Raw genomic sequence first — 17,172 nt, forward strand, 5'->3', positions numbered from 1 at the left:
GACATAAGTCCGGGTCGCATCCGTAAATTGATCGCCAAATGGGGCCGGCGAGAGGGGGAAGGGATGCTGGTGCGCATGGTCATCTGCAGCAACGGCGACGGGCGCGACGACGGATCGCGGAGCAATCGCGCGTGAGCGAGGCGGTCAAGGTCGCGATCATCGGATCGGGCCCCGCCGGCCTGAGCGCTGCGGCGCGCGCGGCGCAGCTCGGGCTGGCGCATGTGCTGCTGGAAAAGACCGACCATCTTTCGGATACGATCTTCAAATATCAGAAGGGCAAGCGCGTCCTTGCGACGCCCGAACGGCTCGATTTGCGGTCCGACTGCCGGTTCGCCGAGGGCGCGCGCGAAACGATCCTGGGCAATTGGGATCAGGATGCCGCGAACAACGGCGTCAATGTCGCCTATCAGGCCGAGGTCGTCGAGGTATCGGGGCAGAAGGGCGCCTTTTCGATCAAGACCGCCAAGGGCGCGGTGATCGCGGCGGAAAATATCGTCCTCGCCATCGGCACGCAGGGCAATCCCAATCGCCTGCGCTGCGACGGATATGATCTGCCGCACATCATCTATCAGGTCGACGACCCCGAGGATTTCAAGAACCAGCATATCACCGTGGTCGGATCGGGTGACGCGGGGATCGAGAATGCGCTCGGCGTTGCAGAGGAAGCGCTGGAAAACACCGTCACCATTCTGAACCGGTCGAAGGATTTCGCGCGCGCCAAGGCGAAGAATGTCTCCGACATGATGGAGGCGGGCGAGAACGGCTTTCTGTCGATCCGCACCGAAACGCAGCCCAAGCTGGTCGAGCCCGGCTGGCTGACGCTGGAAACGCCGAACGGCGACGAGCGGATCGAATGCGACGTGATCGTCGCGCGGCTGGGGTCGGTCGCGCCGCGCGGCTTCGTCGAATCGATGGGGATCGAATTCACCGGTCCGGACCGCGAAGCCTTTCCCAAATTGTCCCCGACCTTTGAATCGACCGTTCCGGGCATTTTCGTGATCGGCGCGCTCGCGGGCTATCCGCTGATCAAGCATTGCATGAACCAGGGCTATGACGTCGTCGAGTTCATCAACGGCAACAGCGCGCTGACCCCGGCCGACGAAAAGGATCTGGCGGCGATCTTTGCCGATTTGCCGCAGAAGAAATCGGTCAGCGAATGGCTCGACTATCTGCGCACGCGGGTCCGCATCTTCGCCGATGTGTCGCCGCTGCAGATGCGCGAATTCATGCTCGATTCGAAGGTCGCCTTCTATCGCCGCGGCGAGGTGGTGTTTGAAAAGGGCGAGCCGGGATCGTCGCTGTTCGCGATCGCCGACGGTCATGCCGAGGTGGAAGTGGCGCCCGGCGTCACGGTGCCGATCGAACAGGGGTCGATCTTCGGCGAGGTCGGGCTGATCTCGGGCCGCAAGCGCGGCGCGACGATCCGCGCCGGCGAGGACAGCATCTTCGTCGAGGTGTCGCGCACCGCCGCGCTCAAGCTGATGGCCGCGGTGCCGGGAGCGAAGCGCGTCATCAACCGCATCTCGCTCGAACGCCAATTGCTGCAAATCTTCAAGGGCGGCCTGACCGTCGGTGATCTGCAGGAGGTCGTCGACCAGGCCGAGGTCGTGCGCGTTCCCGCGGGCAAGGTGGTCGTGACCGAAGGCGAGCAGGGCGACGATGTCTATGTCATCCGGTCAGGCTCGATGGTCGTCGAAAAGGATATCGGCGGCAAGCCGATCTTCCTGCGCTATCTGCCCGCCGGCAGCTATTTCGGCGAGATGGGCGTGCTCAGCGGCGAGCCGCGCAATGCGACGGTCAAGGCCGCGGTCGGCAGCGAGGTCATCAAGCTGACCGGCGAAAGCTTTCGCAAGATGCTCGCCGCGCGGCCGCAGGTGCGCGCCGCGACGGAGGCGGCGGTCGCCGAACGCGCGGCGATGAACGCCTTCATCGAATCGCGCAAGGCGAGCTATTCGAGCGCGGTCGATCTTTATTCGGACACCGCCAGCTTCATCATGAAGGAGGGGCTGGGCGAGGCGACCGATGCGCTGCTGATCGACGAAAATCTGTGCGTCGGCTGCGACAATTGCGAAAAGGCCTGCGCCGACAGCCATGAGGGACTGTCGCGGCTCGACCGCGAGGCGGGCAAGACCTTCGCGCATCTGCATGTGCCGACAAGCTGCCGTCACTGCGAACATCCGCATTGCATGGCCGACTGCCCGCCGAACGTGATCCACCGTGGCCCCGACGGCGAGGTATTCATGGAACCGGGCTGCATCGGCTGCGGCAACTGTATGCGCAACTGTCCCTATGGCGTGATCCGCATGGAGGCGGCGCCGCCGCCAAAGCCGGGGCTGCTTAGCTGGCTGCTCTTCGGCAAGGGGCCGGGGCCGGGCGAACCCTCGCCAAAATGGACCAAGAAAAAGCTCGGCGACGAAAAGCCCAAGAAAATCGCGGTGAAGTGCGACATGTGCAAGGGCATCGCGGGCGGGCCCGCCTGCGTTCGCGCTTGTCCGACCGGCGCCGCGATCCGCGTGTCACCCGAGGAGTTTCTGTCCATCGCGCGGCTCGAGGAGGATGCGGGCTGATGGCGAGTCTGTTTCCCAGAAGGCTTTTGGGTCGCCGCAACCGGGCCACCCAGACCGAACGCGTCCGCGAGCGCAAGCATGAGGGCTTTTTGCGCTACGCCAATTTCCGCTGGGCGAAGATTTCGGGCGGCCTCTGCCTGCTCGTCATCACCTCCTATGCGTTGATCGACGTGACGCCGCGCCCCAATGGCGGAAGCTGGTACGGCTATACGCTCGGCACCATCGGCGCGCTGCTGATCCTCTGGCTCACCGCGCTCGGCTATCGCAAGCGCAAGATGACGCGCGACGCCTGGTCGCTGAAGGCGTGGACGTCGGCGCATGTCTATCTGGGTCTGAGCCTGGTCGTCATCGGCACCTGGCACACGGGTTTTCAGCTCGGCTGGAACGTCCACACGCTCGCCTGGGCGCTGATGATGCTGGTCATCCTGTCGGGCCTTTATGGCGTAATCGTCTACGCGACGCTGCCCGCGGCGCTGTCGAACAATCGCGACGAGATGACACAGATGCAGATGCTGGAGGCGATCCGCGCCTTCGACCGCCAATTGCACGCCGCCGCGCAGCCGCTGTCGCCGGAGGACACGGCGCCGGTGCTCGCCTCGCTCGACGAAGATCCCTTCTCGGGGGGCATCAGGGCGCGGCTGACCGGGCGCTATCCGAAGGACGCGACGGCGGCGGCGCTGCGCGCGCTGTCGCTCGCGCACGGCGGTAACGCCGACGCGCGGCAGAAGGTCATCGGACTGCTTTCGCAAAAGGAAGCCGCACTGTCGCGTCTGCGCGCGCATTTGCGCATCCGAGCGATGCTGGAGATCTGGCTCTATGTGCATGTGCCGCTGACCTTCGCGCTGATCGCGGCGCTGTTGGCACATATCATCAGCGTCTTCTTTTACTGGTGAGGCGGGGATCATGAGCTTCATCCTGCGCCGCATATCGACGACCAAGACGGGCAAGCAGATCGTTCGCGATCAGCCGCTGCCCGGTACCAGCATCACGCTGGGCCGCGACGGCGGCAACACGATCCATGTCGCCGATCTGGCGGTGAACCCGCAGCATGCAACGATCAGCAGCGCCGACGGCCGCCATGTGCGGGTGCAGGCGAGCGAGGGGCTGGGGTTCGACCTCAACGGCCGGACGCTCGACACGGCCGACATCGACAGCGCGGCGGGGGCCGAACTGCGCTTTGGCGGCCACCGGCTGACGATCGCGCGCGAGGGCGAGAATATCATACTGCTCGTCGAGCGGATCGACGAACTGTCGCAATCGTCAAAGGATGTCGACGAGGCCCGGGCCTTTTCGCTCGCCGCGGTGATGCCGGGGCGCCGCATGGGCGCCTGGGCTTTTGCGCTGGTCGTGCTGCTCGCCTTTCTGGTCGGGCCGATCTGGGCCTGGCATAGCTATCGCAGCGTCGATGTCCGTCCGCAGGGCTATCATGCCGACAAGGCGTGGCTGTCGGGACCGCTGTCGAGCGCACACGCCAGCCTGAAGAATGATTGCCAGGCGTGCCATGTCGACGCGTTCGTCGCGGTGACCGACAAGGCGTGCGTCGGATGTCATACGGGCGAGCATAAGGCGATGAGCGCGAGCCATGCCGATGCCTCGACCGCGATGCTTCTCGCCGCGCGGCACCCGCCGGGTGTCGGCGAGAAAGTCCTCGCGGGCTTCGCCAAGGCGTTCAACAAGCCGCAGGGGCGCTGCGTCGAATGCCACACCGAGCATGAAGGCGCGGGGCCGATGCCGCCGACGCCGCAGAAATTCTGCGCCGATTGCCACGACGGCATGGCCGCGCGGCTCAAGGCGGCAGGCTTCAAGGTCGATGTCGCCGATGCCGGCGATTTCGGCACCGCGCACCCCGAATTCCGCCCGCTCGTCCGCGCGGCGCCGGGCGCCAAACCGACGCGCGCGATGCCCGGCACGGGGCCGCTGGTCGATTATGACGGCCTGAAATTTCCGCACGACGTCCATCTCGCCGCCAACGGCGGGGTGGCGCGGATGGCGGCAAGTTTCCGCGGCCAATATGATTTCGGCAAGAAGCTCGAATGTCAGAATTGCCACCGCCCCGATGCCGACGGGGTGCGAATCAAACCCGTCGTGATGGAACGCGACTGTGCGATGTGCCACAGCCTGGCCTTTGAAACCGTCGGCGGCGTCACCCGCACGCTGCGCCATGGCGAGCCCGATCAGGTCGTGGCGGACCTCTACGCCTATTATCGCTCGACCCCGCCGAGCCGGCCGCTGCAACTCGGCGGCATGGAACGGCGGCGGCCCGGCCAATATGCCGAGGGTCAGCTTTACAATATCTATTTCCGCGAGGTCGCGGTGCGGCCCAATCGCGCCGCCGATGCGGTGCGCGCGGTCTTTTCCAAGGGCGGGGCCTGTTACGACTGCCACACGATTTTCGCACCCGCATCGGGCAACAATTGGCGGGTGATGGCGGTGAATCAGACCCCGCGCTATCTGGAAAAGGGCTGGTTCGATCACGATGCGCACAAGGCGACGAAATGCGCCGACTGCCATACCGCCGCGCCGGGTTCGAAGGCGGCCAGCGACCTGCTGGTGCCGGGACTGCGTCAGTGCCGCGACTGCCATGTGGGCGAGGGCGGGGCGCGGCTGGTGAAGGTCGAGACCGCGACCGAATCGCCGTGCGCCATGTGCCATGAATATCATTCGGACGGCGGCAAACCGTGGATGCCCGCCCGTCAGCGGAAGGTTAACAGTGCGGCAATCACGCATAAACCTCTGGCTGCTATCTATGATGTGAGCCTGATCACAGGCACCGAGGGGCGGGGCCTTTATGATGTGACGTGGCGCACACCTTCCTTGCACGGGGCAAGGCGGGGCGGGTGAGATATTGAAGGCCGCCAGCGGCCGAGCAGGGGACGGATATGCTGATCGCCCAGATCACCGATATCCATATCGGGTTCGATCCGGACAATCCGGCCGAATATAACCGCAAGCGGCTCGACGATGTGCTCGACGTGCTCATCGAGGGGCCGAACCGGCCCGACCTGTTGCTCGCGACCGGGGATATCACCGATCGCGGCGATGCCGACAGCTATCGCCGGCTTGCCACCGCCTTTTCGCGCTGTCCCTTTCCGGTCTGGCCTAGCGTGGGCAACCATGATTTGCGTGACAATTTTCACGCGCAGTTTCCGGGCTTCGACGACGGTAACGGCTTCGTGCAATATGCGATCGATCTGCCCGACGTGCGGCTGGTCACGATCGACACGCTGGAGGAAGGGCGCCACGGCGGCGCCTTTTGCGACGCGCGCGCCGCATGGCTCGACGCCGAACTCGCGCGCGATACGACCAAGCCGACCTATATCGTCATGCACCATCCGCCGGTCGAAAGCGGCATCGAGTGGATGAACACCCATCCCGACGAACCGTGGGTGCATTGCTTCACCGATGTCGTGCGCGGCCATCCCCATGTCCGCGGCCTGATCTGCGGCCATTTGCATCGCAGCGTTACCGTGGCGTGGGAGGGGCGGACGGTCGCGATCTGTTCGTCGACCGCGCCGCAAGTGTCGCTCGACCTGCGCCCTATCGACGAAAATCATCCCGACGATCGCCCGATGATCGTGGCCGAAGATCCGGCCTATGCGCTCCATCGCTGGAACGGCCGCGAGCTCGTCAGCTTCTATGATCATGCCGGCGCGCACACGATGCTCGCCAAATATGACGCGCGGCTGCAGCCGCTGGTGCGCGAACTGAAGGCCGAGCGGCCGGCTTAGGCGAGGCCGGCAAGGGCAAGCACGCCCTCGATCCCGCGGCTCGTGATCGCCGGTTCGACGCCGAGCGGTTCGGCGGGGACGCCGAAGCGGTTGACCCAGGCGGTGCGGTAGCCGAACCAGGTCGCGCCCACCGCATCCCACCCGCCGAACGCCGCAAAGCCGATCTGTTCGCGCGGAATGTCCCACGCGTCGAGCGCCATCGCATAGGCCTTGGGCGACGGTTTGAAGGCGCTCACGCGGTCGGTACTCAGCGGCGCGTCGAAATAATGGGCGATGGCGTTGCGCCGCATATTGGCGGTGAGCGTGTCGGCGCCGAGGTTCGACAGAAAGGCCAGGTGAACTCCGGCGCCGCGTAATGTTTCGAGCGCCGGACGAACATCGGGCCAGATGTCGAGCGCGTCGTAAGCGCCGACGAGCGCCGCGCGGTCGGCATCGCTCAGCGCCACCTGCATCGCCGCGGCGGTGTGCCGCAGCGCCGCGTCGGCGATCGTGCGGAAATCTCGGTACCGGCCGGCGGCGGTTTCGAGCCAGCTATAGCCGAACAGCTTGGCCGACCATTGGGCGGCAAAGGCCTCTCCCTTGTCGCCGACGATGGCTTTGACGCGCGCTGCGACGCCGCGCGGGTCGAATATCGGAAAGCCGTCGAAGCCGATCGCGCGGATCGGCGCGACCGCGGCGGCGCGCGCGGGAAGCGCGGTGGCGACGGTCGAAGCCGCGGCGCCGATCAGCAAGGTGCGGCGAGGAAGAAGGAGGAGCATGGCAATCCTTTGCGCGACGGGAGAGGTCTCTTCCCATTCGCGCGAAAGGATCGAAAGGTGACGGCGCGGGCGATCAATAACCCAGGGTCAGGTCGACCCGCGGCTCGACCGCTTCACCCTTGTGCCAGCGATCCAGATTTTCCAGGAAGCGCTGCGCCGAGCGGACGAACATCTTGTCCTGCGCGCGGCCCGACAGGTGCATCGTGACATGCGCGTTGTCGAGGCTCCACAGCGCATCGTCGGCGGGCAGCGGCTCGGGGGACGTCACGTCGAGGAAGGCGGCGGCGATCTGCTTTGCGTCGAGCGCCGCAACCAGCGCATCCTGATCGACCACGCTGCCGCGCGCGATGTTGACCAGTGTGGCAGTCGGCTTAATCGCGGCAAGTTCGGCCGCGCCGATCATACCATCGGTTTCGGGCGTCGCCGGAACCGCCAGGATTACCCAGTCGAAGTCGCCCAGTTTCGCGCGCCACTGGTCGGGCGTCAGCGTGTTGGGGCCGCCTGAGTCTTTAGGGGGCGACCGGCGCACGATGGTCACATCGACCGCAAAGCCCTTCAGCCGCTCCTCGATCAGCTTGCCGATCGCGCCATAGCCGAGCAGCAGCGCCTTCGATCCGAACAGTTCGACCTTGCCCGGCGAATCCATCAGCCATTCGCGGCGATCCTGCGCCCGCACGACCTCGCGATAGCCCTTGGCGACGGTCAGCATTCCCATCACGACATATTCGGCGATGGTGATCGCGTTGATCCCGGCGCCGTTGGTGACGACCGTCCCGCGCTCCGCGAGCAGATCGAGCGGCATGCCATCGACCCCGGCATAGATGGAATTGAGCCATTTCAGCCGCGTCGCGGCGGCGATCGTTTCGGCCATGTCGTTCTTGTCGTACATATCGAACCAGCCGATCACGGCCTCGGGTGCCATCGCCATCGCCTCGTCCTTCGTCGTGAAGAAGCGCGGCACGACCCAATCGGGCAGGCGGCCTTCGACCAGCGGGCGGATCAGGCCGGACAGGACGGTGACGGTCTTGGTCATTGCGGGCATCTCTTCCGTTCGATTTTGCAACCAATCATGGCGATGTCCGATGCCGCCCGCAAGCGGGAGGCGAAACTTATTCGCCGAGGCGCCAATCCCAACCGAGCGGATCGCCGTCCATCACCTCGACGCCCGCGGCGATCAATTCGTCGCGGAGCTTGTCGGACGTGGCGAAATCCTTTGCCGCGCGCGCTTCCTTGCGGCGGGCGAGGGCGGTTCCGATTTCCTCGTCCGTGATGGCCGCCGCTTTGGGGCGGATGCGCAGATCTCCGCGCAGCACGTCCATAAGACCGATGCCCAGAACGCCGTCGATGGTCCCGATCGCGGCGCGCTTCTGTCCGGCATCGGTCTTTTTCATCGCGATGACGTCTTCGAGCAGCGTCAACGCGACCGAGGTGTTGAGGTCGTCCGAGATGGCGGCGTCGAACTTGCCGAGCAGGTCGGTCAGTCGGCGATCTTCGACCGCTGCGGCGGGAATGTCGCGCACGGGAGCGACGCCCATCACCAGCCGTTTGAGCCGTGTGAGCGCCGCGCCCAAACCCTCCCACGAAAATTCCAGCTCGCTGCGATAATGCGCCTGTAGGCACATCAGGCGGTAGGCGAGGGGGTGGTAACCCTTGTCGATCAGCAATTGCAGACGCAGGAATTCGCCCGAACTCTTCGACATCTTGCCGCTGCGTTCGACGAGGAAATTATTGTGCATCCACATCCGCGCGCCGCTGTCAGCCGAGCAGCTATGCGCCTGGTTCTGGGCGATTTCGTTCGGGTGGTGGATTTCGCGATGGTCGATGCCGCCGGTGTGGATGTCGAACGGAAAGCCGAGCAGCGCCTCCGACATCACCGAACATTCGAGGTGCCAGCCCGGCGCACCGCGGCCCCACGGCGAATCCCATTCCATCTGGCGCGTTTCGCTCGGCGGCGTCTTGCGCCAGATGGCAAAATCGGCCGGATGCCGCTTTCCGTCGACGGGGTCGATCCGGCTTTCGCCTTCGTCAGTCCCGTGACGCGCGAGGCGGCCGTAGTCGGCCACGCTCGTGGTGTCGAAATAGAGACCGCTGTCGAGTTCATAGCAATGTCTGTCCGCAATCGCCTTCGCGAAGTCGATCATCTGCGGCACATAGTCGGTGGCGATCGACCAATGCGCCGGTTGGCGGATGTTCAGCGCCTTGATGTCGGCCCAATAAGCGTCGGTATAATGGCGCGCGATGTCCCAGATCGACTGGGCGCGTTCGGCCGCCGCCTTTTCCAGCTTGTCCTCGCCCGCATCGGCGTCGTCGGTCAGGTGGCCGACGTCGGTGATGTTGATGACGTGGGTGAGCTTGTAGCCCTTGTAGGTCAGCGTCCGGCCCAGCGTGTCGGCGAAGACATAAGCGCGCATGTTGCCGATATGCGGATAGTTATAGACTGTCGGCCCGCACGAATAGACGCGCGCTTCGCCGGGGTGGACGGGCGCGAAGGGCTCCAACTGGCGCGTCAGGCTGTTGAACAGCCGCAGCGGTGCGCCGGAAGCGGGGACGGGGGCGGGGGTATCGGTCATGACCGCGCCCATGCCCCGGCCCGCCCGTCGGCGTCAACTGTGCACACGCGCGTCAGGGCGTCGTCGGCGTCCACAGATCGTCGTTGCCCGCGCCGGTAACCGGATCGTCGAGCAGCGGCGCGCCGCTCAGCGGATCGATGCCGCGGATCGTGATAAGCGGCACGGGCAAGCCGGTGCCGCCGCCGTCGCCATCCCCGTCACCATCGCTGCCAACCTCGTCCTCGACGACATCCTGCACGGGGAATTGATTGCCCGGATCGATGAAGGTGCAGCCGCCGGTGCTGATGATCAGGCACCCGTTGAAGGTCGACCGCATGTCGATCGTGCCGCTGGTCGGGGTCGAACCGTTCACGGTGAGGAACGGGATAGTGTCGAGCCCGGTGACTTGCCCGTTGGCGCCGAGCCGGACGCCGTTGATGACGATCCGCACGCCCGAAGACGGCGCATCGACGTTCAGCCCGCCCGCGGCGAAGGTCAGCCCGCGCCGCTGTGCGTAGTCGGTCCCGGCACCGCTGTTCTGGACATAGAAGCCGCGGGACGTCGTGACGTTGATGCCGCCGGCGAACAAAGCGCCTTCGTCGCTGGTGACGCCGTCATTCTGTGCGAGGCGCGTGTCGACCGCGCTGGTCGAGGTCGCTGCGTCGACATCGGTGATGGCCGCCGCGGTGGCGACGAAGATATCGTTTCCGCGCAGATCCAGCATGCCTTGCGGAGCGCCATTCGCCGAAAGACGGATGCTGCCCTGACCCAGAATGATCTCGACACGATCGTCGCCCGAAAGCGTCAGCCGGTTTGCGCTCGTCAGGCCGGTCAGTTCGACCGCACCGATCACGCGTGCCCGCCCCGGCGTCTGCAGCGTGAGCGAGCCCGCCGCGCCCAGATTGGAATTGCCCGCCAGAGTGAAGCTGTCGACGATCAGGTCGGTCGCCGCTGCACCGTTGGGCGCGTTGACGGTGATGTTCGTCGCGAACAGCCGCGTCATTTCGGTCGCGTCGGCGTGATAGCCGTTCTGCGTGCCGCTGCCGCCGACGAAGGTGGGCGTGGCACCATTGTTCGTGAGCGTCAGGCTCTGCGTGGTGCCGGCGGTCCCGACGCGGCCCTGTCCGGCAATCACGATATCGTTCGACGCCAGCGCGATGCGCGGACCGCTGACGATGCCATCGACCTGAATGGCGCCGCTTGCGGTCGCGTTGAGGTCGCCGCCCGCCGACAGGTCGGACAGGGCGATGCTGCCACCTGTCGCCGCGAGATCGGCGCTGCCCGCCACGCTGCCGCTTGCGATCGAAAGATTGCCGGTCGAGCGGATCAGCGCGTTGCCGACATTGGCGGTAAGCGACGCGAATTGCATCGCGCCGCCGCGAATGTCGATGCTGTCGCCGCTCGCCGTGATCGGCCCGGCGGCGTTGAGCGCATCGACGCCAATCGCGCCGCCGCTGCTCGTGAGGGTGGTCGTCCCGCCCACGGTGATGGCGCCGAAATCGATGGCATCTACGGCCGTCAGCGCGAGATTGCGGCCCGCAGCGATGGCGTCGCCGCTGATCGCACCCGCCGAAGTCGCGACGATGTCGTCGAACGCGTCGAGGTTGGTGAGGACCGTATCGCCTCCCTGCGTGCGGATGCTACTGTCGCCGCCGGTGATGCCGAGGCCCAGCGTCGTGCCGCCGTCAAGGGCGATCGTCGTCGCCGCCGACAGCAGGATATCGTCACCCGCCGAAAGGTTGGTGGCGTCGATCGATGCCGCCGACGATGTGATATCGATGTCCGACCCGTCGATGCTCGACGTGCCTTCGCCCTGACCGATGGTAAAGCCGTTCCCGGGCACATAGTTGATCAGGAAGCCGTCGAGTCCGGTGCCGTTGGCGTCGAGCCCGTTCGCGATGATCGCGCCGGTGGCGCGGACGTCGATGTCGTCACCCGCCGTGACATTGGTCAGATTGGCGGTCGTACCGGCAAGGACGAGCAGATCCTCGCCGGCGGTCGCATTGGTGACCGTGGCCGCCTGTCCCGCGTTGACGCCGAACATGCGCGCCGCACCACTATCGGTCAGCGTGGCGTTGCCCGCTGCATCGGCGAAAACATTGCCGTCGGCGATCGCGCCGGTTGCCGGATCGGCATAACCGCCATTGGCCGTCGCCGATGCGTTGATGTCGGCGTCCGAGGTCAGCAGGATGTCGCCGCCCGAGACATAGCTACCGCTGATATTGCCCACTGCGGCGACGACGATCGACCCTGCGACATCGGCATCGCTGATGCTCACCGCGCCGCCGGTGCCCGTCGCGAACAGCGGCCCGGCGCCAGTGACGGGGCCGGTGAGTGCGATGCTGTTGCCGGAGAGGCTGATCGAGCTGCCCGCGTCGATCGATCCGCCGGCGATACCTTCGGCCCCCGGCGCAGTGCCCGAGGCGTTGAGCGTGACGAAGCCGCCCGCGCCGATATTCGCGAACTGGATCGACTCCCCGTCGACCGAGACATAGCCGCCGGCAGTGGAATTGCCGAGATCGACCGCGCCGGGCGCGGTGACGATGATATTGCCGCCGGTGATGATCGAATTGAGCCCGGTGCGGAAACTTGCCGCGCTGGCGATGAAATCATTGTCCGCTTCGGCATGTTCGACCGATCCCGCACCGCTTGCGGTCAGGGAAATATTGCTGCCCTGCAGCCTATCGACGCCGATCGCGCCGTTGGACGCCGTCAACGACAGGTCGCCGCCCGCGATCAGGAAAGAACCGGTCGCGCCGCTGATGCCCGATCCCGCGGTCGCCGTAAAATCGCCACCGGCGCGGATCGTCGGCGGCGTGCCTTCGCCGAAATCGTGGCGGATATCGATCTGGTCGCCAGCTTCGATGGTCAGATCGCCCGTGATGACGAACAACCCCGCCGCCTGCCCATAGACGCCGACCGAGCCGTCGCTACGCAGCGATGCGTTGCCACCGACATTGATGGTGCCATCGGTCGTCGCGACGAAGATACCGCTTGTCGCAACGTTGGTGTCATTGTTCGTCGGATCGGAGATGCCGTAGGTTTCGGCGTCAAGGCTGGCGAAGTCGATGGTGCCGTCGGTGCGGATCTCGATCCGGCCAGCGAGCGCGCCGCTTGCGACCAGCGTCGTATCGCCAAGGTCCATCGCGCCGGGGCCCGACTGGGTTGCCAGTGCCTCGATGACGATACGCCCGCCGCGGTCGGCGAAGATCGCGCCGTTCGCGCCGTTGCCGCCGTTGCCGCCCGCGTCGACATTGCCGTCGCCGCCGATGCCGCCGTTGCCCGATGTGCCCGCCACGCTGATGTTGACCGGCGCACCCGCCGAACTGACCGTGCCGCCATTGGCAAGCAGATGGACGACGCCGCCCGAGCCCGCCCCGCCATCGCCGCCATCGCCGCCGGTGCTGCCCGGTATTTCACCATTGAAGGCGCCGTTGCCGCCATCGCCGCCGGTGCCGCCGCTCGCCAGCGTGACCGGCGCGCCATTCGCGCCGGCGAGGGTGAGCGTCGCATTTTCGCTCGCGATGGCTTCGATAGTGCCGCCGGTGCCATCGCCGCCCTTGCCGCCATCGGGGCCGACGGGGTTCAGGAAGAAGGTGGAATTGCCGTCGCCGCCGCGTCCGCCGGTGCCGCTGGCCAGGAAGTTGGCCTGGGTGATCGACGCCGCGCCGTTGGCGCCGGTCGCCTCGACGCGCGCGGTGCCGCCGGTTGCCGCGCCGCCGTCTCCGCCCGCGCCGTCATAGCCGGTTCCGCCGCCGCCGCCGAGCGCCGTCGCGTCGAGCACGACGCCGAGCGGTCCGGCGTCGAAATCGGTCACGATCAACTGGGCAAGGCCGCCCGTCGCGGCGCCGCCGTCGTTACCGACCGAGCCATAGCCGCCAAGCCCGCCCGACGCCGCTGCGCGTGCCGTCAGCGTGTCCGCGACCCCGACCGCCGCGGCGAGGTTGATCGTCGCCGTCCCGCCGGTGCCCGATCCGCCGCGGCCGCCGACGCTGATACCCGCGGGCGCGCCGAAGCTGCCCGAATCGTAACTGTTGCCGCCGTTGCCGCCGATTCCGCCAGCGTCCGCAATCAGGTCGCCGGTGTCGATCGACCCGTCGGTGACGGTGATCGATGCCTGACCACCCGTGCCCGCACCGCCATCGCCGCCGTTGCCGACCGCGACGCCGATGCTGCTGAAATCGCCGCCACTGCCGCCGCGGCCACCCGCATAGGCCGCCAACGTGCCGGTATCGATCGCGATCGGTCCGTCGATGACGATCGTCGCGGTACCGCCCTGTCCATCGCCGCCGTTGCCCGCGGGCTGAACCGGGTTCGAGAAATCGTCATAGCCATAGCTGCCTTCGCCGCCGAAACCTTCGGCATAGGCGGCTGCGGTCGATGCGCCGAAGCTGCCGCCCGACAGGGTCATGGTCGCGGTGCCGCCGATACCGTTGCCGGTGCCGGTCAGCGTCGAACCGCCATAGCCGTTGGCGGTGATCGACATGTCGCCGAAGCTCGCATCGCCGCCGGTCTGCGTATAGCTGATGGTGCCGCCCTGGCCGGTGCCGCTACCGGACCCGGGTTGGCCGCCGAAACCGTTGGCCGACAGGGCGAAGCGGCTTGCGCTCAGCGTGCCGTCGCTCAGCGTGATGACGACATCGCCGCCGACGCCATTGGCCGCGCCAGTGCCCGCTCCGCCGGGCGATTCGACATTGCCATAGCCGCGCCCCTCAGCATCGGCCGCAAAGTCGCCGAGCGTCATGGCGCCGCCATTCAGCACCTCGATCAACGCAGAACCCCCGAGGCCCACCGGGACCGCGCCGCCAGCGGGATCGGTGTTACCGCCCGAATAGCCGCCCATCGACAGCCGGATCGTTCCGGCAAGATCAATCGTGCCGCCGTCGGCGTGAAGCCCGATGAAGCCGCCGAACCCGTTGGCGCCGCCGACGCTGTAGCCGCTCTGCCCATCGGCATTGAAGCTGCTGAACTGGCTCGGGTCGGTGGCGCTGATGCTGCCGCCGCCCAGCGCAAAAAGGTCGATATTGCCGCCCTGCGCGGCGCCCGTGGTGCCGGCCGAATTGGTCGAACTGCCGTTGGCGGTCAGATAATAGTAGCCGGCACCGACCGATCCGCCGTCGGCGTTGATGAGGATGTTGCCGCCGTCGCCGGTGCCGCCGCTCGTCGCCACCGTGAAGCCGCCGAAGCTGCCGCCGTCGGCGGTCATCTGCAGCATGCCGTCGGTGGTGATCGACCCGCCGCTCGTCGCGTCGATGCGGACGCCGCCGCCCTTGCCGTTGCCGATATTCTCGCTGCTCGAAACGATGCCGCCGGCGTCGAGCTGGATATAGAAGGTGCTGGCGATCGTCGCGCCGTTACTTGCGGACAGGCTGACGGTGCCGCCCTGCGAGTCCCCCGAGACGCCCGTATCGCCGCCCGAACTCGAGGCGCCGCCATTTTCGCCGTTGGCGAGAACGATCAGCGAGTTGAGATCGAGTGTGAAGGCGCCATCGGCCGACACCGACGCGTCGCCGCCGGTGCCGTCGCCGCCCTGCGGCCCCGTGGCCGCATTGGCGCCCCCGCCGAGGCCGCTTGCCGACAGATAGAGGTTCCCCGGTGCGATCTGGGTCGAATCGTCGCCGCTCGCGCTGAAGGACGCGGTGCCGCCGACGCCGTTTCCGGCGGAGGCGGAGAAGATCGATCCGCTCGAACTCGACTGGCTTCCGCCGCCAAAACCCTGCGCATTGATGTCGGTCGAACTCGATATGAAGGTCGTGCCAGGCCCGCCAGCGGTGATCCGCGCCGTCCCGCCTGCGCCGTCGCCCGAGCGGACAAGGCCGGTCTCGCCCTGACCATCGGCGGTCACGCGAACGAAGTTGCTGGCCTGAACCGTGGCGCCGTCGGATATATCGAGCGTGGCTGTCCCGCCCTGGCCGTCGCCACTGTCGTCGGCGACGGTAGGGCCGCTTTGCCCGACATAGGCGCCGCCGCCGAGCGCGCCGGCATCGACGATCAACGAGCCGACATTCAATGTGCTGCCGGGGCCGCTGACGCTGATGCTTGCGGTTCCGCCGATCCCGGTTCCGCCGGCGCCGCTGTCGGAAAATCCGCCCAGACCGCGCGCGCTGACCGTCACGCTATTGGCCGACACGCTGCCGCCGTTGAGGACGGTCAGACTGGCATTGCCGCCCTCGCCAACGCCGGTCACGACATTGGCATCGCGCGAAGCCGACACGAGGATGTCGGTGCCCGCCGCCAGCTGTCCGCCGTCGACGGTGATTGCCGAGGCCGCTTTCGAACGGACGATGAACTGGCCGGTCGCGCCCACGGCCTGAACCGCGCCGACGTTGATCGTCGCGCTGTTGTCGCCCTCAAACAGCGCATTGCCCTGAACGAGAATCCGGCCAAGCTGCGGCGGCGGGACGAAGGCTCCGCCGACCGGCGGAATCGTATCGATGGGCTGGCCCAGAAAATCGCCACTCGCGCGTGCAATGGTGTTGCTGCGGAACAGCGTGTCGTTGATCGTGATATTGGCCCCGACGCTGCTCGCCGGCGCGGTGTCGATCGCCCCCCCGGTGATGTTATAGCCCGCCGACAGGATGACGGCGCCGTCGGAATCGGTCACCGCCGAAACGGCGTCCTGATAGCCGATCTGGCCCGACACGAGCATCGATACGGCGTCATTCTTGGGAATGGCGACCATATAGATGCGCTGGGCGCCGCCGCTGACCTGCTGTTCCGGTCCCGTCGTAACGCCGCTGTGACTGATGACTTGACCGCCCTCGGCGCCGGTCAGCACGTTGATGTCGAACAGGCCCGCATTGATGCGGATGTCGGCCTGTTCGGCGGCGACATAGGCCGCCGACCCGTTGACGTTGACGATGCCGTCCTGGACGATGCGCGGGGCGACGAGCGCGACATAGCTGCCGCCCGCCGCGCCCATGTCGGCGGTGATCGAGGCGCCTGCGTCGATGCGGATCGCGGCGGTGCTGCCCGACGCGCCGCGAAAGCGAATTTCGCCCCCCGGTCCGAAAAGACCGCCGGTCGTGTCGATATCGTTGGCGGTGAGGAGAAGGCTGCCGACGTTGATCGCGCTGCCGCTGTTCATCAGGATGCCGCCGGCGTTGTAGAACCAGATGCTGCCGCCCGGCCCGCTGACGGATGAATCGAAACTGTTGATCGTGCCGCTCAGCGCGATCTGCCGGCTCAGCGACCCACCCGATCCGTTCACGAAGCGGTTGAGCACGACATAATTGCCGTTGCCGCTGAAATTCCAGGCGTTGCCGGCCGGCAGGAAGTCGATGTCGCCGCCGGTCGGAGCGTTGTCGGTCGGAACCCAATTGATGATCGTCTGCGATCCGCCGGTGGTCACGGTTGTCGCACCGGGTCCGGGCGGCGAGATGGTCGCACTTCCGCTCACGACGGTGCCCGTCCCGGCGACCTGCGCCAGCGCCGGCCCGCCATAGGCAAGCGCGGCAAGACCCGCGGCAATCGCGCAGCCCTGCAACAATTGGCGCTTCGCCGTCCGTGCGGCGGGAAGGCTGGTGTTTGCGGTTTTGCGCATGGCGGTCGTTTCCGGTTCGAATTGCAT

8 protein-coding genes are annotated in these 17,172 nt (G+C 66.6%); 4 read left to right on the forward strand and 4 right to left on the reverse strand.

The window, feature by feature from the left end; translation table 11 throughout:
• The first annotated feature begins 131 nt into the window (after positions 1–131).
• From L0963_RS11450 to L0963_RS11465, 4 genes are read left to right on the forward strand one after another with little or no spacing between them, the layout of a single operon-like run.
• Complete coding sequence (locus tag L0963_RS11450; protein WP_234179613.1) at positions 132–2,567, forward strand: cyclic nucleotide-binding domain-containing protein; 2,436 nt, start codon at positions 132–134, stop codon at positions 2,565–2,567.
• Positions 2,567–3,460, forward strand: a complete 894-nt coding sequence (locus L0963_RS11455) for a hypothetical protein (protein WP_234179615.1) — start codon at positions 2,567–2,569, stop codon at positions 3,458–3,460. The genes L0963_RS11450 and L0963_RS11455 overlap by 1 nt, the downstream gene beginning before the upstream one ends.
• A gap of 10 nt (positions 3,461–3,470) precedes the next feature.
• Positions 3,471–5,408, forward strand: a complete 1,938-nt coding sequence (locus L0963_RS11460) for a cytochrome c3 family protein (protein ID WP_234179617.1) — start codon at positions 3,471–3,473, stop codon at positions 5,406–5,408.
• 38 nt (positions 5,409–5,446) lie between these two features.
• Positions 5,447–6,295, forward strand: a complete 849-nt coding sequence (locus tag L0963_RS11465; protein WP_234179619.1) for a metallophosphoesterase — start codon at positions 5,447–5,449, stop codon at positions 6,293–6,295.
• On the opposite strand, the gene L0963_RS11470 is transcribed toward L0963_RS11465, so the two are convergent.
• The 4 genes from L0963_RS11470 to L0963_RS11485 all read right to left on the reverse strand — a co-directional run bounded on the left by L0963_RS11470 (position 6,292) and on the right by L0963_RS11485 (position 17,172).
• A complete protein-coding gene (locus L0963_RS11470; RefSeq protein WP_234179621.1) occupies positions 6,292–7,053 on the reverse strand; it encodes a haloacid dehalogenase type II in 762 nt (253 codons plus the stop codon). The genes L0963_RS11465 and L0963_RS11470 overlap by 4 nt on opposite strands.
• A gap of 73 nt (positions 7,054–7,126) precedes the next feature.
• A complete protein-coding gene (locus L0963_RS11475) occupies positions 7,127–8,086 on the reverse strand; it encodes a D-2-hydroxyacid dehydrogenase (protein ID WP_234179624.1) in 960 nt (319 codons plus the stop codon).
• A gap of 76 nt (positions 8,087–8,162) precedes the next feature.
• On the reverse strand, positions 8,163–9,623 hold the full coding sequence (gene cysS / locus L0963_RS11480; RefSeq protein WP_442800562.1) for a cysteine--tRNA ligase: 1,461 nt from the start codon (positions 9,621–9,623) through the stop codon (positions 8,163–8,165).
• Between the two features lie 52 nt (positions 9,624–9,675).
• Positions 9,676–17,172 carry a hypothetical protein gene (locus tag L0963_RS11485; RefSeq protein WP_234179630.1) on the reverse strand — a complete coding sequence of 2,499 codons (7,497 nt, stop codon included), beginning with the start codon at positions 17,170–17,172 and terminating at the stop codon, positions 9,676–9,678.

Origin of the sequence: Sphingopyxis sp. NFH-91 (assembly GCF_021401285.1) — a bacterium.
In the GTDB taxonomy this organism is placed as follows: domain Bacteria; phylum Pseudomonadota; class Alphaproteobacteria; order Sphingomonadales; family Sphingomonadaceae; genus Sphingopyxis; species Sphingopyxis terrae_A.